Below are 23,496 nucleotides of genomic sequence, written 5' to 3' on the forward strand. Positions count from 1 at the left end.
CGGGCGGGGTTTCATGCTTTGGTTGCGCGGCCGGGGGGGGTGGGTGTGGGTGGCGGTGCCCGGTACCCCACGCTGGGGTCGCCCGCCGGCGGCGGCGGGAGCCCTCTCTCGTCGTCTCGGGGGCGATCACATGTCAGCATCCGGGAGCTGATCACAAATAGGCGACATGGTGAAGGATTGAAATAGTCTCCGGCTTATAATGTGTCAATTCAGGTCGCTGTGTGGGGAGGCCGTTCCAGGCCGACGGAAGGGTGGACGGCACATCATGCGGGGAAGATCGAGGAGCGCGCGACGCGCGCCCCGGACCGGTGTCGACGAACCGGCGTCTTCCGCACACAGAACTTCCGCGCACAGAGCCGAGCATCCGGTCGGCGGTACATGGCTCACCCGCGGGACGGACGGACGCCTCTCCCTCTTCGCCCTGGCAGCCGACGGCCTGCTGCGCTGGACAGAGGTGCGGCCGGGCGGACCCGACTGGGAGGGCCCCGCGTTCTTCCCCGTTCCGGCGGGACTGACTCACCTGTCGATCGTGCAGGGCGCCAACGGCTATCTGCATTTCCTCGCCCGTCGCACCCGGCGGCACGCCGACGGCCGGACAACGGTCGACCTGATGTGCACCATGCAGTACCAGTCGGGTCGGCCGATCAACGAATGGCGGGCGATCGCCAACCCCTACAAGGACACCGACGACCGCCATCCCCGCATGGGATATCCCATCGGCGCCGTCGACGGCGCCGGAATACTGCACGTCTTCGTCCGTAACGCCGGCCGGGGACTGCATCTGCGCCACGAGGACAAGGACGGCAAGTGGCGCCCCTGGCACGACCTGCGTGGCAGCGCGCTGCACGAGGGGGTGGTCGTCGGTGTCACCTCCAAGGGCCGCATCGGCGTGCTCGCACCGTCGGACAAGCCTGTGCACCACTGGCAACAGCCCGTTCAGGGCGGCCAGTTCGAGCGCCTTGAAGACATCCCCGTGACCATCGTCCCGGGTACCGGAGTGGCCCTGGAGACCTCCGAGGACCAGCTCACCTACTACGTCAATGACGCGTACTCCTCGAGTCTCCTGGCGATACGCCCCAACGGATCCGTCGTACCGATCGGCGGCGCCCCCGGCGGCGGTACCCCCTCCGCGCTGCGCACTCGGATCGACGGGCAGGACTGCACCGTCCTCGTCCACCGCGGCCTCAGCGGCAGCCCCGTCTTCGGAGCGTTCGTGACCAACGCGGAGGAGTGGGGGGTGCAGTGGGCAGAGGTCGGCCAGCCCTGCCTGGGCGACCCCATCGTCACGCTGGACGCGAACGGCCGTATCGTCCTGGCTCTGCTCGGCACCGACGGCGCTCCCCGCGTCACCCGGCAGTCGTCGGCGGACGGGCTCGCGCTGGGGCAATGGCGTCAGATCTGACGCACCCGCCCGTCAAGTGGCGCCCCGCCCTTCAGCTCCGACGTCCCGGCCGGTCAGCCGCGTACGAGGATGATCCGGAACCTGGGCCGGGCCGCATGCTCGGCAGCCCGTGCCGCTTCTTCGCGGACTCCGCCATCTCCCGCAGAAAGTCCGCCGCATGGGAGGTCGTGTCCGGTGTGAACCACGCCTCGTCGATCTCGCAGAGTTCGATATGGATTCCCAGTCCTGCCAGGACGATCGGCAAGGTGTGCGCCACGGTGGAGGGAAACGTCAGCACCGTGTGACCGATGGGCCCCTGGGCCGCGAGGAGTTCGAGGGGAAGGTCGGGCCGGAGCACACTCACCCCCGTGACCTCGGCGATGCGCCGGAGCTTCGCCCTGCTTTCGCGGCGGTGGGCCAGATAGCGGTCCACCCCTCGCGCGCGCACGATGGCCCGCACCGCGTCGAGGTACCGTTCCTCCCCCACGATCCCCGTCTCGACCAGTGAAGTGCCCAGCAGGTCGGCACCCGTTCGAACCGTCGGATGCGGGAAACGGGAGCGGGTCCAGGCATACGCGTTGGACACGACCTGGATGCCGGGAGGCTGGGCGACCTCCATGCAGGTGAACAGGGAGCGCAGCAGCGACGGTTCGGAGAGCCAGTCCATCGCCTTCCCGCCCCGCCCGGCGCCGTTCGTCTGTTGATGCCAACGGGTCAGCCGTCGGCCTTCCGTGACGATGCGTACGAACTCCGTGGTCGCCGTTCCGTCGTCGACGATCACCAGGTCCCGGGCCTTGGCCGAGGGCAGCAATGTCTGCACCATTCCGGAGAAGAGGTCACCGACGACCAGCCGCTCGGCCCCCGCGACCAATCTGCGCACGGCGGCGAACTGCCGCACGCGGCTGACCGTTCCGGACCGGATCTCGAAGCGCGCGATGTCCAGTCCGTGGCCGGCGGTCAGTTCCGCCACCCGGGCGAGCTGCACCCTGGACCACGGGTCCAGGGGAAGCAGCACCGCAACCTGGAGAGCGGAATCCTCGCCCTGGTGGGCATCGGCCCCGCCCTGACGGGCGCAATACGCCCATTCCGCCACGTTCAGCAGCTGGGCGGGGCTCTCCACCAGGGCGAGGGTTCTCATCACGCGACCGAGGTCACCGTCTCGGCCACGACACCGGCGACGCGGCGCAGCTTCTTCATCGGGCCGAGCTCGGACTCGTAGACCTTCTTGACGCCGTCGCCGAGCGAGGCCTCGATGGTCCGGATGTCGCGGACGAGGCGCGTGAGGCCCTGCGGCTCCACCGAGGCGGCCTGGTCCGAGCCCCACATGGCGCGGTCCAGGGTGATGTGGCGCTCGACCATGCAAGCACCGAGGGCGACGGCGGCGACGGTGGTCTGCAAGCCGATCTCGTGGCCGGAGTAGCCGATCGGGACGTTCGGGTACTCGGCCTGAAGGGTGTTGATGACGCGGAGGTTGAGCTCCTCGGCCTTCGCCGGGTACGTCGAGGTGGCGTGCAGCAGCACGATGTTCTCGCTGCCGAGGACCTCGACGGCGTGCCGGATCTGGGCCGGCGTCGACATGCCGGTCGACAGGATGACCGTCTTGCCCGTGGCGCGCAGGGCGCGAAGGAGCTCGTCGTCCGTGAGCGACGCTGAGGCCACCTTGTGGGTCGGGACGTCGAACTTCTCCAGGAAGGCGACGGCCTCGGTGTCCCACGGGGAGGCGAACCAGTCGATGCCGCGCTTTCTGCAGTACTCGTCGATGGCTCGGTACTCGTCCTCGCCGAACTCCACGCGGTGGCGGTAGTCGATGTAGGTCATCCGGCCCCAGGGGGTGTCGCGCTCGATGTCCCACTGGTCGCGCGGGGTGCAGATCTCCGGGGTGCGCTTCTGGAACTTGACCGCGTCGCAGCCCGCCTCCGCGGCGGCGTCGATGAGTGCGATGGCGTTGTCGAGGTCGCCGTTGTGGTTGATGCCGATCTCACCGATGACGTACGCCGGCGCGCCGTGGCCGACCACGCGGGAACCGATCTGTCGGGTACGGGGGTAGTGCATGGGTTCAGAGAGCCTTTCCAAGAAGGTGTGCTGCTATTTCGCGGACAACGCCGTAGCCCCCGCGTGACGTGGTCACGGCGCGCGCTTGTTCACGGACGATGTCGTGGGCGTCGGCCACGGCGACAGGCCAGCCGACGAGTTCGAAGCAGGGCAGGTCGTTGACGTCGTTGCCCACGTAGACGATGCGCCGAGGGTCGATGCCCTCGGCCTCGTACCACCTGCGGAGCTCGACGCCTTTGCTCTCCACCCCCTGGATCACGGGGATGGCGAGCTTGCGTGCCCTGGCGGAGACCACGGGGTTGGTCTCGCTGGAGAGGATGAGGACGGGGATCCCGGCCTTGCGGAGTCGGGAGATCCCCATCCCGTCACCCCGGTGGACGACCACCGTCTCGTGACCGTCCGCGTCGATCCACACGCGGTCGTCGGTCTGGGTGCCGTCGAAGTCGAGGACGATCGCGTCGACTTCGGCGCGGGTGGGGAACCGCGGCTCGTCGACGAGTCCGGCCAGCGCCCGTGCCCGTTCCAGGTCGGTGGGATCGTCGATCTCGAGGGTGCGGGCCGGGTCGACGGGGACGGCCGCCACGTTCCCGAAGAAGCGGTGGTTCTTGTCGCGGAAGCCCTGGGCGCGCATGGCGTAGGCGGCGCCCGTCTCCAGGAACTCCTCGGGACGATCCTGCCGGCGCAGCCGCTCGGCGCTGTCGTGGTTGACGCCCTCGGCGGCGACGACCACGGCCGCGCCCTCCTCGCGGATGCCTCGCCACACGAACCCGTGGAAGGGAGAGGCCGTGAACGCGGAGTCGGCGCCCCCGTCGAGCACGGCGGACACGACGCCGTCGACGTCTTCGGCGGCGAGGAACGGACTGGTGGCCTGGACGAAGAGCAGGACGTCGATGAGTTCGCCGTGCCGCTCCTCGACTGTGTCCAGCGCGTGCAGCAGCGCGGATTCGCTGGACGCCGTGTCGGAGGCGAGCTCCGCGGGCCGCAGCACCACTTCCGCTCCGTGGCGGCGCGCCTCCGACGCGATGCTCTCGGCGTCCGTGCTCACCACGACCCGGGTCACCCGCGGTGACCGGCGGCAGGCACGCACCGCCCGGCCGATCAGCGACACCCCTGCCACGGGGGCGATGTTCTTGCCGGGGATGCCCTTCGAACCGCCGCGGGCCGGGATGACGGCGACAACGACGGGCGCGGGAACGGATGGTGACATGTCGGACCTCGTGAGGAGACGGGCAGGCAGCGGTGGGCGGTGGAGCGGTCGAGCAGGTGTGGGGGAGGCGAAGCAGTGGAGCTACGTGGGGGGGGTGGAGCAGTGGGGGGAAGGAGGATGGCCGGCGGCCGGGGCTCTCAGAGACCGCCCCAGCGCTGGATCTTCGGCGCTACGGTCTGGACACCGAACCGGTAGGCGCGACGCAGCGCCTTCCGTGAGGTCCGGGCCAGCAGACCGTGCCGGTCGCCGGAAGGACCCGCCGCGTGGGGCAGCGGTGTCCCGTCCGGGGCCAGGCCCCGCCTGGCCAGGAGCCGGGGCAGATAGCCCGCAGCGTTCTGCATCGTGTAATAGGGCCTGATCGGCGGCAGAGCCGGCGACCGCACCAGACCCGTGACCCGCTCACGCAGTTGCGCGTACGGATCTCGGGCCAGGATGCCCTGTTCCTCCAGCCAGCCCGGGTGGGCGTACGGCTGGGCCCCCTCGTCGATCTCGTTCCACGAGGCGACGCAGCCGGAGCCGGTGAAGTAGTGGTTGCCGTGCGGCTCCCGGACCCCGAGGTCGCTGAGGATCACCGTGGGGATGCCGCGGTGCATCGACTCCAGGGCCGCGGTGGAGCTGACGGTGACCAGAAGGTCGGTGCGGTCGAGGACCTCGGCCATGTTGCCGTAGACGAACTGCAGGTTGGGCGGCAGCGGCTCGCCCAATTGTTCGCCCAGGGTCTCGTAGTGGTACGGCTCGATGTGGGTGGTCTGCTCGCCGGGCCGGGAGCGCAGTTTGATCAGTACCTCGCGTCCGGGGCGGAGGCGGGCGTGCTGGATGGCGCGGCGCAGAATGTAGAGGCGCCCGTCGCGGTCCTCGGGCACGGAGGGCTGGACGGCGAACGTCACGGTGAAGGGGTGGGTCGCGCCGGTGCGCGAGGGATCGTACTGCTGGTCCGCGAGGAAGGGCAGCGCCGTCTGCACGACGCAGCTGTCGGAGATCCCGAGGCCGCGGTAGATCTCCCGGAACCTGCGCGCGTCGAAGGGACTGTTGGCCAGCACCACGTCCGCGCCGGCGCGCAGCAGCAGACCGTCCGTCAAGTTCTCGTAGACGACGCCCACATAGCCGGTCACCAGGACCGGGCGGCGGGGCACACCCTCGAAGTTCCGGGCGAGTCCGTGCAGGACCGCCTGCGTGGTGCCGCCGACGGACCCCACGATCAGGACGTCGGCCTGCGCGAGGTCGGGGCTGGTGACGAACTCGGCGACCGAGGACTGGGTGACGGCGGCGGGCTCGATGCCCACCTCCGCCATCTGCCGCGCGGTGGGCGTGGCCCGGCCGTTGAGCATGTGCGCGTGCACCCACGGATCGGGGTGGAGTCGCTGTGCCAACTCCCCACCCCACTTCCACCGGGTGTCGGAGTCGGCGAGTACGTGAATCCGCATCGCCTCTGCTGCTCTCTCTCGCCTCGCCGCTGTCGTCCCATCGGCCATTGACCGATGGATCGAACCTGAGGAGGCCTCGCCTGCTTATGGGGACGTGTGCCTACTGCGTGCCCGGGTTCATCCCATGGCCTTGACCACCTTGCGCGCGCCTCGAGCCTTGACCAGCCGGGCCGCGGCGCTGGACTCAGGGTTGATCCGCAGCGCCTCCTCGGCCGCGAAGACCCTCAGCGACTTGCCGTCCCGGCCCATCAGGGCGGCCACTTCCGCGATCTTGATCCAGGTCATCGCGCGCTCGTCCCCGGCCATCGCCGCGAGCGAGAGCATCCGCTTCGCCTGCTCGAGGTCCTCGTCCTTGATGTAGAGGTGCGCCATGCCGATCAGCACGTCCATCGGCTTGCGCTCCTTGAGGATGCCCTCACCGATCCGCCGGGCCGCGTCGGTCTCCCCCGCTTCCAGGTGGTCCTTGAAGGACTCGACCGTCAGCTCCTCCTGAGCCGGCTTCACGTTCGGCCCGCCCTTGCCCTGCTTGGCCTTCTTGGCGTTCTCCAGCATCTGCATCTCGGCTTCCGAGGGCGCACCCGGCAGGGACAGCTTGTAGAGCAGGTCCGGTTTGAAGTGCATGCGCAGCGCGGGGCGTACGTCCATCTGCGGGAGTACACGTGTCACGTACGCGACGGCGCGCTCCCTCAAGTGCGGGTTCCGGTCCGGCTGCATGCAGTACCCGACCGTCGCCACGTACTCGGCGAGTTCCTCGCGGACCCACCCGGGATTGTTCAGCAGGTCGGCCGCGGCGAAGCCGTTGCCCTCCAGGTCCGGCAGGGCGACCTCGCAGATGGTCACCGGGATGCGGTTGCTGTTGGGGTAGGGACGCATCTTCCGCAGGACCTCGCGGGCGCCGACCGTGGCCGCCGGAATCCCGTAGACCGCGCGGGCGGTGAACAGCGCTGTGGAGAAGCAGCCGATCACCACGACAGGCCGCAGATATCCGTACACGGCCTCGGCGAGGAGCGGCGTCTCGAGCACCAGCAACTGGACGTTCAGTTCCGCGGCCCGCACGACCAGGGAATCGGTGAAGCTCTGCGGGGCGCTCGGGTGGGGCTTGAAGAGGACCGAGGTGAAGCCGATGTTCACCGCGGACTCGAACATCCGCAGGTGCAGCGCCTCCTCTTCCTCCTCGGTCAGCAGCCCGATGCTCGACAGGTACTGGCCGAGGAGCATGGCCGCCCCGGAGCGCCCGGCGGGGAAGCCGGCCGGTATCAGGGATGCCAGCACCGGCCCGCACGACTGTCCGAACTCGGCGAAGACCCGCTGCACCGACGTCCGTTCGACGGGTTCGGGCGGCACGTCGTACTCGCTCAGCAGGAGGGGGCGCAGACCGGGGATCAGATCGAGGTAGAGAGTGCGCCGAATGCGCGAGTAGACGTCACGCGCAAGCGCGTTGCGCGTGGGCCCGTAGGTCATCAGGCCGTCGGCGTACACCGTGATCTGTGCCTCGCGGAAGATCTTGCAGAACGCCAGCGCCGGCTTGACCTGGATGGACTCGACAACGAGCTCCAGCGGTCCGGGCTGAATGTTCCAGCGCAGCCCGAGCAGTTCGCGCCACATGGGGACGTCCTCGACGCGCGGGTCCCACAGGCTCGGGTGGTAGGGGAAGATCACCGAGTTCCAGGAGATCACCGCGTCGAAACGGGGGCGCAGCGCCTCGAAGCCCTGCATGCCGTCGAGCGGCGTGGTGACCTCCGGGATCTCCGTGTTGGTGCACACCACGAGAATGCGGCGGGAGCCCTTGGCCGGGCCGAACTGGCCGGAGTCGATCGCCGCGGTCAAGGTGAGCGCCCCGTAGAGGGTGGAAGCGACGAAAATCTGAGTCGACATCAGGCGGTGACCCGGATGTTCTGGGGGTTCTGCCGCTGGTTCGGCCGGCCCGGGCGCGCCTCCCAGGCCGCCCTGCGCCCGTTGTTGGGCAGGAGGCGTACGTCGGCACCCTCGGGCCGGGCCGCGGGGGCGGCGTCGCACACGGAGTTGATGAGCCCGGCCCGGCGCTCACCCATCTCCTCGAGGGTCTGCTCCAGCAGTCGCTGCGGCAGCCGGTCGAGCGCCTGGGCCACCCGGCTCTTCAGCAGGGCCCTGACGTCGTCCTCATAGGTGTCCGCGCGGTCCAGGTGGATGGCCATCATGGCGCAGTACGTCCGGATCACCTTGGGCATGATGTGGCGCCCCCACGGGTGGGCCGCCACCTCCTGGGCGACCTGGTCGAAGCACGGCATGAAGTCGAGCTGGCGCTCGTCGGGGATGCGGGTGAGGGACGTGGAGACGTCGCGGCGGTAGAAGATGCCGGCCAGGTCGACCGCCGCGTAGGACTGCGCGTAGAGGTGCAGACGCCAGGTCCACATCCGGTCCTCGGCCGTGCGCAGCTTCTCGTCGAAGAACAACAGCCCCCGCCGGGCGAGCAGTTCGCGATTGAAGATGCCGGCCCAGACGAGCGGATAGTCGACCATGGTCGACGCGTCCACCGGCATGATCGACTTGATGGGCGCCAGCAGGGTGTTGCGTACGGCCTGCGGCGAGCGCACGACCTCCCGCTTCTTGCCCACGACGCGGACGTGGTCGGTCCGGACGAAGTCGCAGCCGAGCTGCTCGATCGCCCCGACCAGTTGGTTCAGATAGCCGGGCGCGAACCAGTCGTCGCCGTCGAGGAAGGCGACGTATTTCCCCCTGGCCATCCGCAGACCGGCGTTCCGGGTCGACGAGATGCCCGAGTTCTGAGGGTTCTGGTAGAGCACCCCACCGGGGACCTTGCGGATCTCTCGCTGGAGGATCTCGAAGGTACCGTCGGTGGAGCAGTCGTCGACGACGATGAACTCGAAGTCGTGCCGGGCGTTGAACGTCAGGGACTTCAGTGTGGTGGTGCAGTAGTCGCGCACGTTGTACATCGGCACGATGACGGAAAGCATCACTGGCGGCGCCTCGACTCCAATACCTCGGTGCCGCCGGACGTGTTCCGGACGGCGGACATACAACACGAGCAGCGGGGTCGTACGCGACAACACTGTCCATGCTGAACTCCACCTGCCCCCCCGGGCAGGTCTGGCGCACCAAGCTCAACGCCATGACTGCACTCACTGAATGTTCACACCATCTTCTTGCCTTTGTCCAGGAACGATCTGATCACCCGTACCATCTGACTACTTTTGTTCGTAGTTTCAACCGACATTGATCTTGAGGTGTGACTCTGTCCACACCTCCGAGCCCGAATCGGCCGACGTTCCGCAATCCCTGACGGCCCGTCTATAGTGCTCGAGCACCTGTGTGATTCATTGCGGGCTCTGGCCCCCTCCCTCGCGATGACGCCCTGCGCAGGCTCCCCCCTCCGACGCGCACCGCCGCGCGCCCGGGCCGTTCAGGGCTTCTGGTGTCGCACCACCGTCACGCATCGACGCGGTACGGAACCGCCGTCGACCACATCGCGGTTCTGCACGACCGCCGGGCACCGAGGAATCGAGCGACATGAGCCCCGACACGATGAGTCCCGAAGCAGCGCCCTCTTCACACCGCAAAGGTCGCGCGCGCAAGGACCGCACCCGCAAACCGCGCCGGGCGCGCAGAATCATCGGCTACGGACTGCTCGTCCTGGTGCTCGTGGGGTGCGGCACGGGCTACTGGCTCTACAGCAGCCTCAACGGCAACATCCAGGGCGTCGACATCGACAAAGCGCTGGGCGACGACCGGCCCGAGAAGCTGCCCACCTCCGGGCAGAACATCCTGATCCTCGGTTCCGACTCACGCGCCGGGAAGAACGCCTCGCTGGGCACGGGCAACGTCTCCGGGGCGCGCTCCGACACCGCGCTGGTGATGCACATACCCGAGGGCCGCAAGAAGGCCGTCGCCGTCAGCATCCCCCGCGACACCCTGGTGACCCGGCCCGAGTGCACCACCTCGCACGGCTCCACGCTTGCGTCCGCAAAGCGCGTGATGTTCAACTCCGTGTACTCGGCGGCTGGTCCGGCCTGTGTGGTGAAGACCGTGGAGCAGATGTCCGGGGTGCGGATGGACCACTACATGGAGATCGACTTCGCGGGCTTCAAGGGCCTCGTGGACGCCATAGGCGGGGTGACGGTCACCGTCGACCAGGACATCCACGACAAGTCCAGCGGCCTGGACCTGACCGCCGGCACCCACGAGCTGAACGGCACCCAGTCCCTGCAGTTCGTCCGCACCCGGCACGGCATCGGCGACGGAAGCGACCTCGGCCGCATCGGACTCCAGCAGCAGTTCATGCTCGCCCTGCTCTCCGAGATCAAGAAGCAGGACCTGTTGGGCAGCCCCACCAAGGCGTACCGGATCGCCGACAACCTCACCGATTCGCTCACCACCGACTCCGGTCTTGCCTCCCTGACCAAGCTGGCCAAGTTCGGCCGCAGCATGAACGGCATCGACCCCGCCACCATGGAGACGATCATGCTGCCGGTGGCGTACGACAAGGTCGACCCCAACCGCGTGGTGGCCGCTGAACCCCAGGCGACGACGCTGTGGAAGGCGATCCGCACGGACTCGCAGATCCCCAAGTCCGCCAAGAAGTCGCCCGCGACGGGTGGATGAGCCGGGAATCCTCGACGGGGAAGGGCACGGGACCGCCGATGCCGCCGGCGCGATGTTCACACCGCCCGCCATGCCTCCAGCGCGAGACCCGGTTCGTCCTTGCGCCGCGTGAAGAACAGCTCCCCGCTCCCGGGCGAGAGGCTGGCTGCCACCACCCGGCCGTCCTCGTCCTCCGCCAGCGACACCCGTGCATCGGCGGGAAGTTGAGGCCCGGACTCGGTCCACCACGCACCCGCCGACTCCTCCTCGGTCGGATACGCGGCGAAGACGACGCGCCCACTCGCCGAGCGCTGGGCGAGCAACGTGCAGTCGTGGCCGTCGAGTTCGCAGCGGATGGCGGAGACGGGGCCGGGCCCCGCGCCGGCGAGCAGCGGCACCGGCTTGCCGCCGGGGCGCCAGGCACACAGGTCCCCGGACTCGTCGGTGAAGAAGAGGGTGGTGGACTCCGGGGAGGTGGCGAGGGCTCGGAGGGTGCCCGGGCGCACCGGCGTCTCCAGGGCCTCCTCCAGGACCGGCTGCGCGCCGGGCTCCTCCTGGCGCCAGTGCAGGATGCCGCCCGGGACGGCCGCGTACAGCTCGACGAGTCCGGACTCTCCCGTCACCGCCGCCAGGTCCTCCTGCACCTCACGTCCCTTGAGGTCGCGCCAGGGAGCCCAACCGCCCTTCTCCTTCTGGGCGCGCATGCTCACTCCGCCGCCCTCGTTGCGTACGAAGACATGGGCGCGCCCCTGCGCGTCCACCGCGACGGCGGGCGTGCCGGTCCGGCCGCCCGTCCTGTCGGGGTGCCCGATCGGGTTCCAGTCGAGGGCGGCGAGGCGCGGCCGGAAGTGCGTGGAGTGCACGAGGCCCGACTCGTCGCGGACCGTCGGGCGCCAGGACACGAGGTGGGCGTAGCCGTCCGGGCCCTGGCCCACGGCGAGCACGGGATGCAGACGTTGGTCGCCGCCCACGGTGCGCGGAGGGTCCCAGGGGCCGCCGGGGCCGCGCTCAGCCCGGCAGCGGACGGCGGCCTGAGACAGCAGGTAGACACTGAGCCTGCCGTCGCGGCCACGTATGAGCCAGTCGCCGTTCACCGGTTCACTTTAATCGGGGGCGGCCCCGTCGCCGAGGCCCTCCCCCAAGCTCTCGGCCTCGCTCGAGCGGGGGGACACCCGCCGCCCGCTCACAGGCGCTTGGCGCTGCGGAACAGCCCGGCGTAGAAGCCGTTGCCGTCGATGCGGGAGACACCGCCCTTGTCGCCGATCGTCGGGCCGTTCTGCTCCTTGCGGCTGGAGACGAAGACCTTGTGGCCCTCGGTGTCCAGGCCCAAATAGAGGGCGACGTGGTCGATGTGGTCGGCGGTGCGGTGGTCCATCTTGAAGAACAGCAGGTCGCCCGGCTGCAGCGTGTCGATGTTCGTCGGGCGGGTGTACCAGGGGGCGGGGCCATGGAGCTTGATGATGTCGACGCCGACCTTGGAGCGGGCCATGCCGTTGGCCGAGCGGGGCAGGCCGTCGCCGAGGGCGTCGGTGGCCATCAGCGGGTAGCGGGACCGGTAGCCCCACACCATCCGCATGAAGCCGGAGCAGTCCAGCGCGCGGTAGCGCTCCTTGCGCGCGTCCATCGTGGTCCCGTTGCGGAAGGTGTACGGGATGCCGAGGTAGTCGTAGAAGTCGTTCTGCTCCAGGCGATCCACGCCGTCCGCCTTGTACGGACCGAACACCGCGTCACCGGCGTACGGCACGCCCGCGGAGTCCTTCTTCACCGGCGCGCCCTGCACGTACTGGAAGGCGATCGCGAAGATGTCGTCCTCTTGGCTGCCGTAGTACTCCTTGAACCAGTCCTTGAACCACTGCTGGTTCTGGGCGCCCTTGGTCCAGGGTTCCGGCATGAGACGGACCCAGTCGTCGGTGACCACCTTGGTGCTGGTGTTGACGGGTTCGCTGAAGGTGCGGGACTGACCCTTGAGGGTGGCGGTGCGGGCGCCGTCGGTGAAGGTGGCGATCACCGCGCCCTTGGCGTCGCGCAGCACGGAACGCGCCGGGTCGTTCAGCCGCTCCCAGGTCTGTTTGCCGGTCGCCCTGACCGAGTTCTGCAGACCGTTGTCGGTGACCGTCTGGGCGGCCGGGACCTTCGCCTGTTCGTCCTTGCGCAGTTCGTACGTGAAGTAAGCGCTGCCCGCGAGCAGCGCGAGCACCGTCGCCGTGTGGACGACGGGGCGGCCTTTGCGCTTCGGCATGGTGAGGGCTCCTGGTGTACGTCGGGAACAGGCGGACTCAGGCGGAGGGCAGGGCGCCCAGCAGGATGCCGGCGGTCAGCACCACATAGGTGGCGAGGGTGACCGATCCGACGGACAGCAGCGTCGCGCCCTTGGGCTGGCGGACCAGCTGGTAGCCGATCAGGCCCGGGACGATGAACCCGAGCGTCTGGTTGGCGTACAGCAGCGGGAACTCCATCTGCAGCACGATGATCACGGTGGCCTGGATGAGCACGCCGCTGAGCACCACGGCCGCGAACAGCCGCTTGCCGTACAGGATCACGAAGCGCTGCATCAGCAGCGTGGCGAGGTACGTCAGGACGGTCACGCCGACCACCAGCGCGGCCCGCTGCAGGTCCTCGATGAGGGTGAGCGCGAGCCAGCCGGGCGTGATCATGCCGCCCGGCGACAGGTTGGTCGTCAGGTAGCACATCAGCGAGAACATCAACCCCAGGCCGATGCCGATCGCGGCGATCTCGGGGGTGAGGACGGAGGGGATCAACGCTGTTCTCCTGGGCTGTGCCACTGCTGGCTGTCGTCGGCGGAAGGCTGGGGAGGAATGCGGGGCTCGAACAGCCCCCTGGACGGGGCCTGTCCGAGCGAGGGACCGCTGTCCGGGTGCGCCTGCGGCGCGTCGGGGACGGGCTGGTCACCGCGGTACTGCTGCGTCCAGACGTGGTCCGGGTACGGCTGGCCGTACCCTGCCTGGCTCACCTGCTCCGGGTACGGGTCCGGGTTCGGGTACGGGTGCAGGGCGTCGCGCTGCACGGGGAGCTGCGGGACGTACGGCTGCTGCGCGTAGCGCGACTCGTACGCCTCCGAGTAACCCTGGTACGGGTCGATGCGGGGCGCGTACAGCTGCACGGTCTCGACGTGCTCGACCACGGCGGGCGCCGCCCCGGTGCGGCCGGCCGGGGCCGCGCCCACGGGCTCGTCATCGCTCTCGTCCGGCGGGAGTTCGGCGAGGTGCTCCAGCAGGATCTCGCCCTGGCCGTGGATGTTGCCGATCGCGACCAGCGATGAGTCCGGCCCGAGCTGCTCGAGCAGCCGGGCCATGAACTCCTCCGGGTCGCGCTTGTCGCCGCCGAGGTCGACGGCGCGCGAGCGGAACTCGGCGGGGATGGCGTCGATGGCGGATTTGGCCGGGTGGCCGATGACGAAGACGCGCTCGGGGTCGAGGTCGGGGATGATCTCGCCCATCTGTCCGTTGCGTTCGACGCGGTCGGGGCGGCAGTTGATGACCACGTTGAGCGGGCGGTGGATGGCGCCGAGGTCGAGCAGCTGGTTGATGTTCATTAGCGTCGATTCGGGGTCGTTGGCCGCGAAGACGTTGGCGAAGCGCACCTTCTTCCCCTCAGGCGTCAGATAGCGCTCGACGGAGAGGACACCGGGGTCCGGCGGGGCCTCGTACATGCCCTGCAGGGCCGTCTCCCGGTCGACGCCGAGGAGTTCGGCGACCGTCAGCGCGATGGCCACGTTCTCCTTGAAGGTGAACCAGCTGAAGCCGCGCAGCTCCTCGTCGCTGACCGTCTCCGGGTCGGCGTAGATGAGCCGGCAGTTCCGGGCGTCGGCCTCCTCCTGGAGGATGTCGAAGCGGTCTTTCTCGGCGGTGACGCAGATGCCGTCCTCCGGCATCGAGCGGCACAGCGAGCGCGCCACGTCGTCCAGGGTGGGGCCCATCTCGGCGAGGTGGTCCTCGCGGACGTTGCACAGCACGCCGATCGTGGAGCGGATCAGCTTGGACTGGTTGATCTCCTGCAGGGCAGGCATGACGGCCATGCACTCGATGACGAGCGCGTCCGGCTGGTACGCGGCGGCGCGCCGCACGATGCCGATCTGCTCGACCACGTTGGCGATGCCGAACTTGCGGTAGACCGGCTCCTCCGTGGCGTCGGGGTGGATGAACCGGGCCGCGGTGCCGGTGGTCTTGGCCACGGTCGTCAGCCCGCCGCCGCGCAGGGCGCCCGCGCACAGCCGGGTGATGGACGACTTGCCGCGGATGCCGTTGACCAGGACCCGGCTGGGTATCTGGTCCAGGTTGGTGAAGTGCCGCCGCTGCTCCACGATGCCCGCGACGAACAGGATCGCGCAGCACACCAACAGCACGGTGTAGAGGAAGAGCACGGGTGATCAGTTCCTTGTGTACTGCTGCGGCGCGGACGCCTGGGGCGGGGTGCGGCGGGGCTGCTGCCGGCGCTGGTCCTGCAGCTGCTGCCGGATGAGTTCCAGGGAGCGGGTTACCGCGCCGACCTCGTCGTGGTGCTGCGGGAACAGCACGGTCTTGCGGTCGCCGCCGGCCAGCGCCTCGGCCCGGTCGGCCAGCGAGCGCAGCGGCCGGGCCACCACGATGTGCAGCCAGCCCAGGCAGGCGACGGCCGCGGCGGCGCCGAGCAGTCCGGCGAGCACGGTGCGGTTCTGGGTGTCGTACTCGGGGATGGCAAGCCGGTTGGCGGGCTGCCAGCTGACCACGCTCCAGCCGAGGGACTCGGCGGGGCCGCTGCCGGCGAACGGGGCGGCGGCGGCGATCCGCACGCCGTGCTCGCGGTAGAGCACTCCGTTCGCGCGGGCCTTCTTGCCGAGCCGCTGGGCGCTGGCCGCGACCAGGTCCTTGAGGTGGTCGTCGGGCAGCCCCTGGAAGGCGAGGAAGCCGGTGTTGCCGCCGATGACCTTGCTGCGGTCGTCGACGAGGCGGACCACGCCCATACCCGGCCGGGTCAGCAGGGCGTTGAGGAACTCGACGCGGAACTCGCCGACCAGCTGTGCGCCGTCCCGGCCGGGGATGTCGGCGTTGGCGACGACGACGGGCTCCTTGCCGCCGCGGCCCAGCAGCCGGATCGGGGTGTCGGAGACCCGGTGGGAGCGGATCATCTTGGGGTCCTTGCCCTTCCGGGCCAGGATCTCGCCGGAGGAGTCGACGACGTAGAGGGAGCGGTAGCGCCGGTTCTCGTCGAGGGTGCGTTCCAGCACCTTCTCCATGGCCTCGGGTTCGGTGCGGTTGCCGATGAGGGAGCCGACCGACTCCAGGTCGGCGCTGCCCTCGTTGAGCGCGCGGCGCACCCGGTCGCTGAGCGTGTCGGTGCGTTCGCGCTGGTCGCTCACGAGCTGCTGCGGTACGACGGCCGTGCTGTCGGCACGGTTGATCAGCAGCATCAGCGGTGCCGACCAGGCCAGCAGCAGCACCGCGCAGACGGCGAGCAGGGCCCGGGTGCCGATCCGGCGCAGTCCGCGCGGGCGCGCCGTGGGGCCGGTGGCGTCGGCGCTCTCGCCGAGCAGCTGGCGGCGCAGCTGTTCCAGGGCGTGGCCGACGCGGCGCGCCTCGCCGTAGCCGGGGACGGTGACGGGCCGGGTCAGATCACCGCGGGTGAGTCGGCGGGACTCCAGGAACAGCCGGATCAGCGGGCGCTGCACGGTGCCCAGCAGCACCGCCACGGCGATGGCGCCGACGACGAGGAGCGCGCCACCCGCCAGCAGGCCGACCACCAGGGACTGGGTGCGGGTGGGGTCCTCGGCCACCTTGACCATGGCCACCACGGACAGGCCGAGGCCGGAGGCGGTGGTGACCTCCCCGGGGTCGGGTGCGGCCAGCGTGGCGTATCCGGCGACGGACCGGTCGCTCAGCACGTGCCCGCCGACCAGGCTGCCGCTGACGCCCTGGTAGCCGCTGGTGCCGGGCTCCTTGCTGCTGCGCGGGTCCTGTCGGGCCTTGCGGGCGGCGAGCTGGGCGAAGTCCTTCAGCTGCTTGCGGGAGAGCTTGATCTCCTTGCGGTCGGTGCTGGTGCGTACCTGCTCGGGCTCGGGAATGCCGTCGCTGCTGAGGATCGCGCCCTCGCGGTCGACCACTGCGATGGACCGGAACTGGCCGAGGCTGATGCCGGGGAACGTCAGGTTGTTGGAGGCCACGAGCAGCAGCTGCGGTTTGCCCGGCCAGGACAGCAGCGCGAAGGACAGCAGTCGCGCCTCGCCGTTCTTCAGCTGGACCATGCGCGGCGCGAGTCCGCCCTCGTCGCCGAGGGTGGAGGTGTTCACCGAGGTCAGCGGGACGGTCTCGCCGCGGGCCGCGACCAGCTTGCCGGTGCGGATCTCGACGACGGCGGTGCCCGTCCACTTCTGGTAGGTGCTGCCGAGCTTGTCGAGGACGGCGTCGCCGGAGACCGGCTGGCCGGCGCTGAACAGTGCGGCGGACCGAGTGAGGTCGGTGACGGACTCGTCGATGGAGGCACGCAGCGCGATGGCGCCGTCCTCCGCGAAGTGCTGCTGAGAGGTCTGCACCGCTTTCGGCACCCCGCCGTTGTCGACACGGCCCAGCACGAGTGCTGTGATACCGGCGAGCGACAGCAGCAGCACCGACAGGACCGCGATCGGCGGGCGGATGCCTCCGATCAGCGACATGTCGGCTCGTCGGCGGGCTCGGTGCTGCCGCGACGGGGGCGGTGACGCCAAGGGAGGGTCCTCTCAGGGCGTGCGGGTGATCGGTCCGCACGGGGAAGCCGGGACGGTTTTCGAATCTGTGTGCGTTATGGGCACAACTGTTGCCCAGGTGTACCCACAGCACTCAGATAGGTAAGAGCCCCATAAAGTTGCTCACTTACCCATGTGATCTGCGCAACATCCGCGTTTAGGCGGCTAGTTCTGGGCAGACGCGCACGTCATTCGGGCGACCGCCGTCAGGGCAGCGGAGTCGACGACAGGGCCTAGGGCAGCGGAGCCAGCGGCTTCAGACCGTCCTTGGCCGCGCCGCGGTTGTACAGGGTGCCCTCGGTGCGCTCGAAGGCGAGCCGCAGCCGGGCCCGCTGCCCGTCGGTGAGGTCGTTCTCGCCCCGGAGCGCGGCCGGCACGTCCAGCAGTCGGTAGTCCCGGGCGTCGTCGTCGGTGTAAGTGGCCTTGCCGCCGTCCGTGGCATTCTCGGCGTCCGGCGGGATCTGCAGCATCGTCGGCTCGAAGCGGGGCTGGACCTCCCAGTGGCCCTTGCCGTGCTCGGTGAACGTGAACCATCCGATCACGCCCTCCTCGGTCAGCCCCGTCGGCTGCTCGTGCCGGGCGATCTGGTTCCCCATGCCGTAGGCGACCCAGAGGCCGTCGACCTTCTCCATCGGCTGGACGACGTGCGCGTGGTGGCCGATGACGAGGTTGATGCCGGTGTGGTGGGCGAGCTGGCGGGCGAAGGAGAGCTGCGTGGCGGTGGCGCTCGGCTCATGCTCGTGGCCCCAGTGCAGGGAGAGGATCACCACCTCGGCGCCGGCCTTGCGGGCCCGCTGCTCGGCGGCCTTGATCCGGCCGAGGCTCTGCTGGTTGGCGACCCACGGCTTGCCCTTCGGCATCTGGTGCGGCTCGTTGAAGCCGTACGCGAACGATATCTGCGCGACCTTCACGCCCTTGACGTTCATGATCAGCGGGGTGAGCGCCTCCTTCTGGGTGCGGAAGGAGCCCGTGTGCTTCACGCCGGCGGCGTCCAGCGCGTCCAGGGTGCGCTTCACGCCGGCGTAACCGTGGTCGAGCGTGTGGTTGGAGGCGGTGGAGCAGGTGTCGTAGCCGAGGTCCTTGATGGTCTTCGCGGTCTGCGGGGGCACCTGGAAGTCCGGGAACCCCTCGAACGGGCCCTTCTCGGTGCCCATCACCGGCTCGAAGTGGCAGATCGCCAGGTCGGCCTTGCTGATCAGCGGCTTGATCCCGGCCATCATCGGCCCGAAGTCCAGCCCGGCCACGCCCTTGCCGGTGCGCTTGGCGTCCTTGCGCGCCTGGTCGACCAGCTCGGGATGCATCAGGATGTCCCCGGCCGCCGCGACGGTGAAGGAACGCCCGCCGCCCTGGTCGCCCCCGTCGTCCGAGACAAGGCCACAGCCGGTGACGGCGGCGACGAGGAGGAGCGGGATCAGCAGGGTCAGCAGGGTGCGGCTACGGCATTTGTTCACCGAGATATCTTGATACAACCATGAGAACCACTCGCCCACGCATCATAACGATCGCGACAATTCTGCTGGTTGTCGCTGGTCTGGCCGGCGGGCTGACCGCTGTGCTCCGCGCCACTCGCGACGGGGGTGAGGCCGCTCCCGGCCCCCGTTCCGGCGCGGGTGCCCCGCAGGTCGACCTGGCGCGCGAGGTCGAGGACTACACCAGCCGCTTCGGCCCGGACCACGGCTACCGGCAGCCCGGCCGAGCGGACCGTACGGCCATCGCCGAGGCCGTCGGCCTGCTCGTAGACGGCCACCGCGAGCAAGCGAAACGATTGCTTTCTCAACGCGACTTCACGGTACGCACCGTCTTCGACCGGGTCTCCAAGCACCGCTACACCGAAGTGGCCGACCGCACCGACGACGCCGTGACGCCGCGCGGCTGGGGCCGGGTCTATATGGACCTGGACCACCATCCGCGCTGGTCGGTCCAGATACCGCACCCGGTCGCCGACCACGGCACCGAGCAGCTGGGCGTCCGGGTTCTGCGCGACTCCCCCGGCGGCGTTCTCGTGATCGCGGGAGCACATCGCAAAGCCGGACGCGGGAACTCCGCGGACATGGCGCACCGCCGGGACACCGTCTTCTACGCCGTCTGCGCCGAGTTGGTCCGCCGTGGGATGCCCGGGGTCCAGCTGCACGGCATGGCCGCCTCCTCCGCCCCCGGCTACGACGTGGTCGCCTCCACCGGTGCCGGATCGGCGGGCCGCGCGGACGGCCGGAGTCTGGCCGACGCCCTGCGCACGCACGGCTTCCACGTGTGCCGGGCCTGGGTGCGGAACTGCCCGCTGGAGGGCGAGGAGAACATGGAGGGCCGGGCCGCCGACGCCGCACACGTGCCGTTCCTGCACGTCGAGTTCGCCCCCGAGGTGCGCGTCGACGGACCGCCCGCCGAGCGCGCGGCCACCGCCGTCAGCGAGATCACACGCCGCTGGGCGACCGCCCCTGTGACAACCTGAGGGCATGGCGGACGACGCGGACGGCCGAGACACCCCGGGCGGCACGGCCCCGGTCATTCCCCTGCCACTACTCGTCGTGGACGGCGCGAACGTCGTCGGGTCCGTGCCCGACGGCTGGTGGCGCGACCGCCGCGCCGCCGCCGAACGCCTGCGGGACCGGCTGGTGCCGTTCGCGCGGTCCGGAGCGGGAGGCCTGGCCGGGCCGCTGGAGCTGATCCTGGTGGTCGAGGGCGCGGCCCGGGGCGCGGCCCCCGTGCCCGGGGTGCGCGTGGAGGAGGCGCCCGGCAGCGGCGACGACCTCATCGTGGAACTCACGGCGGCGGCCGGCGACCGCCCCTGCCTGGTCGTGACGGCCGACCGGGAGCTGCGGCGCCGGGTGGCGGAACTGGGCGCCCAGGTCACCGGCCCGCGCGCCGTACTGGGCTGACCGGAGCAGCCCGAGCTCCGCAGAGCCCGTGTCTGAACCCCGGCCGGGATTCAGACACAGGCTCTCACTCCCCCGGCACCCGGGCGTACAGCACCGCCCCGTCGACCCTCCCCACCTCCTCGTAGCGTGCCGCCAGCAGGCGGCGCAGGCTCGGAACGCGGTCGGAGGCGTATGGCTTGCCGCGGGAGTCGTCCACGACCAGGGCGGGGGTGTGCGCGCTCATCTCCTGCCGGAACACCGGCCAGGCGCCCCCGACGGCGTACTTCTCGCCGACCTGCGGGCCGTCGCGCCCACCGCTGTAGTTGGTGAGCAGACCGGCGGTGAGATAGCGGGTGGCGGGGGTGCGTCCGGCCAGCCAGTACGTCTCCGGGTGTATGCCCCACACCAGGACCCGGTCGGCGGGTGTGGTGCGTTGTCCGAGGGCCGCCGCGAGACGCTGCGCGTGGGCCAGTTCGGGCCGCGGTGCGAGCAGCCCCCAGGCAAGGAACAGGGTGCAGCAGCACGCCGAGGTGAGCAGCGCGGTCACCAACCGCTCGCGAGGCAGGATCTGCAGCGCGGCCGTCGCCAGCAAGGCGACCGGCGGGATGAGCTGCAGGTAGTAGTGGCCGAAGAAGTGGAAGCCGAGCAACACGGCCACCGCGGACGAGGCCAGCCAGAGCCACAGCTCCGCCGATCCCGTGCGGGCGATGCGCAGCACCCGTACGACCGGAGGGATGAGCCCCGCGCAGGCCACCGCCAGGATCCCAGTGTTGACCAACCCTCGTACCAGGACGTGGAGTTCGGAGCCGGTGAAGGAGGCGTACGCGCTCGAACCGGTGACCGTCCAGAACAGGAACCCCGCCGGGTCGGTGACCAGCGCCGCGCTCAGTACGGGAACGGTCAGCCCAACTCCCAGCCGGACCAGGGCGCTTCGGGGCGCCGCCGCGGACCGCCACAGCAGCCACACCACCGGGACCAGCACCGCCCCACCCGTCTGTTTCGCCAGCAGCGCGCCCGCGACGGCGAGCCCTGCCGCACCCCAGCGGCGCCGGTCGGCGCACCACATCGCCGCGGCCGTGCACGGCAACATGAAGACCTCGAAGGTCGCGGCCTGCGCGTCCTCGGGGTTGAGCCCGATGGAGGCCAGCAGATACAGCACGCCCGCCGTACGCCCGGCCGCCGCGCCCCAGCGGCGCCGGGCCAGGGACGCCAGCAGCACGGCGGTCGACAGCTGGGCCACCACCGCGAGGACCCGTACCGAGGTGAGCGAGCCGGAGCCGCACACCGCGAACGCCGCCTCGTACAGCCACGGCACAAGCGGTGGCTTGCGGTCCACGACCGTCTCGTACAGCTCTCCCCCGTTCGCCAGCAGCCGCGCCTGTACGGCGAGATAGCCCTCGTCCGGGTTCCACAGCGGTCGCACGAAGGAGGGGGCACGGGTGAGACAGACCAGCACCGCGAGGACGGGCAGCAGCCGTATCCAGTAGCCGCGGCCCGATCCTCGCGACTCGGCTACGGAACGTGGTGATCCCAGGAGCTCGGCGAGCATACGGTGCACGCTATCCGGCCCCGCAGTTTCGGCCGAAGCGGGACATACGGGGCCGGAGCATCAACCGGGCCGATTACTCGGCGTCCCGGCCCGGCGGCTTCAGTACCTGGCCCACCGTCGTCTCCTGTTGACGGCCCAGCCGGCTGTGCGAACGCCCGTACAGGAAGTAGACGACGAAGCCGATCACCATCCAGATGACAAACCGGAGCCAGGTCTCGGCGGGCAGGTTCAGCATCAGCCACAGCGTGGCGAGGACGGACACGATCGGGAGGAACGGCACCCACGGTGTGCGGAAGGAGCGGTGCAGGTCGGGGCGGGTGCGCCGGAGGATGACCACGCCGATGGCGACGACGACGAAGGCGAAGAGCGTGCCGATGTTCACCAGTTCGGCGAGTTCGCTGAGGCTGGTGAAGCCCGCGAGGATCGCGATCACCACACCGAGCAGGATGGTCGGCCGGTGGGGGGTCTTGAAGCGGGGGTGGACGCGTGAGAAGAAGCGCGGCAGCAGTCCGTCACGGCTCATCGCGAAGAACACCCGGGTCTGGCCGAGGAGCAGGATCATGCAGACGGTGGTCAGGCCGACGGCGGCGCCGAAGCTGATCACGCCCGCGTACCAGGGATGCCCGATGGCCTTGAAGGCATCGGCGAGCGGAGCGTCCACGGACAGCTCGCTGTAGTGCTGCATACCGGTCACCACGATCGCCACGGCGACGTACAGCACGGTGCAGATGAACAGCGAGCCGAGGATGCCGCGCGGCATGTCCCGCTGCGGGTTCTTGGTCTCCTCGGCGGCGGTGGCCACGACGTCGAAGCCGATGAAGGCGAAGAAGACCACGGAGGCGGCGGTGAAGATGCCCATCACACCGTAGTTGGACGGTGCCCAGCCGAACATCAACTGGATGAGCGGCGCCTTGAGGGTGCCGGCCGCCTCGACCGCGTGGGCCTTCGGGATGAACGGCTTGTAGTTGGAGGAATTGACGAAGAAGGCACCCGCGATGATCACAATGAGGACGACGGTGACCTTGATGGCGACGACGACCTCGGTGACGCGCGCGGACAGCTTCATGCCGAGCACGAGGATGACGGTGAGCACCAGCACCAGGGCCGCGGCCAGGATGTCGAAGCCGAACCCCGTGGCACCCTCCCGGCCGCTGAGCGACGCCGGCATGTGCCAGCCTGCGTTGTCCAGGAGCGAGCGGATGTAGCCGGACCAGCCGACGGCGACCACCGCCGTGCCGAGCGCGAACTCCAGGACCAGGTCCCAGCCGATGGTCCAGGCGGGCAGTTCGCCGAGAGAGGCGTACGAGAACGTGTACGCGGATCCGGCCACCGGGACCGTGGAGGCGAACTCCGCGTAGCAGAGCGCCGCGAGGGCGCAGACGACGCCGGCCACGACGAAGGCCAGGGAGACCGCCGGGCCCGCGTTCTCCTTGGCGACCTTTCCGGTGAGGACGAAGATGCCGGTGCCGATGATGACACCGACGCCGAAGACGGTGAGATCCAGAGCGGACAGCGACTTCTTGAGTGCGTGCTCCGGCTCCTCAGTGTCCAAGATCGACTGTTCGACCTTCTTCGTTCTGAAGAGGGTGCTGCTCACGACCGTACCTCCCGCGCTCGTCGTCCTCGACATGATCGAGGGGGCTCGTGCTGCGTATGCCCCGAGATGAGTTGATTCACGCGAAAGGGCCGGTTTCACCACCCGTACAGGGTGCGGAAACCGGCCCATCGGACCCGA

Annotated in this window: 18 protein-coding genes; 4 read left to right on the forward strand and 14 right to left on the reverse strand. The window is 69.8% G+C overall.

Going from position 1 to position 23,496, the window contains the following annotated elements; translation table 11 throughout:
* Positions 1–265: 265 nt before the first annotated feature.
* Positions 266–1,402 carry a hypothetical protein gene (locus ACIBK0_RS26560; protein WP_399084880.1) on the forward strand — a complete coding sequence of 379 codons (1,137 nt, stop codon included), beginning with the start codon at positions 266–268 and terminating at the stop codon, positions 1,400–1,402.
* Positions 1,403–1,433: 31 nt separating this feature from the next.
* On the opposite strand, the gene ACIBK0_RS26565 is transcribed toward ACIBK0_RS26560, so the two are convergent.
* The 6 genes from ACIBK0_RS26565 to ACIBK0_RS26590 form a co-directional block, all read right to left on the reverse strand.
* The gene (locus ACIBK0_RS26565; protein WP_399084883.1) at positions 1,434–2,519 is read right to left on the reverse strand and encodes a hypothetical protein; all 1,086 of its coding nucleotides are present in this window, start codon (positions 2,517–2,519) and stop codon (positions 1,434–1,436) included.
* Positions 2,519–3,433, reverse strand: coding sequence for an N-acetylneuraminate synthase family protein (locus tag ACIBK0_RS26570; RefSeq protein ID WP_399084886.1), 915 nt, complete (start codon positions 3,431–3,433; stop codon positions 2,519–2,521). The genes ACIBK0_RS26565 and ACIBK0_RS26570 overlap by 1 nt, the downstream gene beginning before the upstream one ends.
* A 4-nt stretch (positions 3,434–3,437) precedes the next feature.
* Positions 3,438–4,640 carry a cytidylyltransferase domain-containing protein gene (locus tag ACIBK0_RS26575; RefSeq protein ID WP_399084889.1) on the reverse strand — a complete coding sequence of 401 codons (1,203 nt, stop codon included), beginning with the start codon at positions 4,638–4,640 and terminating at the stop codon, positions 3,438–3,440.
* Positions 4,641–4,777: 137 nt separating this feature from the next.
* Complete coding sequence (locus tag ACIBK0_RS26580) at positions 4,778–6,064, reverse strand: DUF6716 putative glycosyltransferase (protein ID WP_399084892.1); 1,287 nt, start codon at positions 6,062–6,064, stop codon at positions 4,778–4,780.
* A 117-nt stretch (positions 6,065–6,181) separates the two neighbouring features.
* Entirely contained in the window at positions 6,182–7,939 is a 1,758-nt protein-coding gene (locus ACIBK0_RS26585) for a polysialyltransferase family glycosyltransferase (protein WP_399084895.1), read from the reverse strand.
* Entirely contained in the window at positions 7,939–9,018 is a 1,080-nt protein-coding gene (locus ACIBK0_RS26590) for a glycosyltransferase family 2 protein (RefSeq protein WP_399084898.1), read from the reverse strand. The genes ACIBK0_RS26585 and ACIBK0_RS26590 overlap by 1 nt, the downstream gene beginning before the upstream one ends.
* A 568-nt stretch (positions 9,019–9,586) precedes the next feature.
* Between ACIBK0_RS26590 and ACIBK0_RS26595 the strand changes: the two genes are divergently transcribed.
* On the forward strand, positions 9,587–10,663 hold the full coding sequence (locus ACIBK0_RS26595; protein WP_399085098.1) for an LCP family protein: 1,077 nt from the start codon (positions 9,587–9,589) through the stop codon (positions 10,661–10,663).
* A gap of 56 nt (positions 10,664–10,719) precedes the next feature.
* Here the strand turns inward: ACIBK0_RS26595 and ACIBK0_RS26600 are convergent, their stop codons facing one another.
* The 6 genes from ACIBK0_RS26600 to ACIBK0_RS26625 all read right to left on the reverse strand — a co-directional run bounded on the left by ACIBK0_RS26600 (position 10,720) and on the right by ACIBK0_RS26625 (position 18,808).
* Positions 10,720–11,736: a hypothetical protein gene (locus ACIBK0_RS26600; protein ID WP_399084901.1), complete on the reverse strand. Its 1,017-nt coding sequence runs from the start codon at positions 11,734–11,736 to the stop codon at positions 10,720–10,722.
* Positions 11,737–11,825: 89 nt separating this feature from the next.
* A complete protein-coding gene (locus ACIBK0_RS26605; protein ID WP_399084904.1) occupies positions 11,826–12,881 on the reverse strand; it encodes an NlpC/P60 family protein in 1,056 nt (351 codons plus the stop codon).
* Positions 12,882–12,918: 37 nt separating this feature from the next.
* Positions 12,919–13,401 (reverse strand): poly-gamma-glutamate biosynthesis protein PgsC/CapC, encoded by a 483-nt coding sequence (locus ACIBK0_RS26610; RefSeq protein WP_399084908.1) that lies wholly within the window; start codon positions 13,399–13,401, stop codon positions 12,919–12,921.
* Positions 13,398–15,023 (reverse strand): poly-gamma-glutamate synthase PgsB, encoded by a 1,626-nt coding sequence (pgsB, locus tag ACIBK0_RS26615; protein ID WP_399084911.1) that lies wholly within the window; start codon positions 15,021–15,023, stop codon positions 13,398–13,400. Before pgsB ends, ACIBK0_RS26610 begins: the two co-directional genes overlap by 4 nt.
* Before the next feature lie 6 nt (positions 15,024–15,029).
* Positions 15,030–17,288, reverse strand: coding sequence for a HAMP domain-containing protein (locus ACIBK0_RS26620; RefSeq protein ID WP_399084914.1), 2,259 nt, complete (start codon positions 17,286–17,288; stop codon positions 15,030–15,032).
* Positions 17,289–17,590: 302 nt separating this feature from the next.
* Positions 17,591–18,808 carry a CapA family protein gene (locus tag ACIBK0_RS26625; protein WP_399084917.1) on the reverse strand — a complete coding sequence of 406 codons (1,218 nt, stop codon included), beginning with the start codon at positions 18,806–18,808 and terminating at the stop codon, positions 17,591–17,593.
* 20 nt (positions 18,809–18,828) lie between these two features.
* Here ACIBK0_RS26625 and ACIBK0_RS26630 point away from each other — a divergent pair, with 20 nt between their 5' ends.
* Together ACIBK0_RS26630 and ACIBK0_RS26635 are read left to right on the forward strand one after the other, a co-directional pair.
* Positions 18,829–19,806, forward strand: coding sequence for a hypothetical protein (locus ACIBK0_RS26630; protein ID WP_399084920.1), 978 nt, complete (start codon positions 18,829–18,831; stop codon positions 19,804–19,806).
* A 4-nt stretch (positions 19,807–19,810) separates the two neighbouring features.
* The gene (locus ACIBK0_RS26635; protein ID WP_399084923.1) at positions 19,811–20,233 is read left to right on the forward strand and encodes an NTP pyrophosphohydrolase; all 423 of its coding nucleotides are present in this window, start codon (positions 19,811–19,813) and stop codon (positions 20,231–20,233) included.
* Between the two features lie 64 nt (positions 20,234–20,297).
* Here the strand turns inward: ACIBK0_RS26635 and ACIBK0_RS26640 are convergent, their stop codons facing one another.
* Together ACIBK0_RS26640 and ACIBK0_RS26645 are read right to left on the reverse strand one after the other, a co-directional pair.
* Entirely contained in the window at positions 20,298–21,761 is a 1,464-nt protein-coding gene (locus ACIBK0_RS26640) for an ArnT family glycosyltransferase (protein ID WP_399084926.1), read from the reverse strand.
* A 73-nt stretch (positions 21,762–21,834) separates the two neighbouring features.
* Positions 21,835–23,358 (reverse strand): amino acid permease, encoded by a 1,524-nt coding sequence (locus tag ACIBK0_RS26645; protein WP_399084929.1) that lies wholly within the window; start codon positions 23,356–23,358, stop codon positions 21,835–21,837.
* Positions 23,359–23,496: the final 138 nt, after the last annotated feature.

It is taken from the genome of Streptomyces sp. NPDC050564 (assembly GCF_044457265.1).
Lineage (GTDB): Bacteria > Actinomycetota > Actinomycetes > Streptomycetales > Streptomycetaceae > Streptomyces.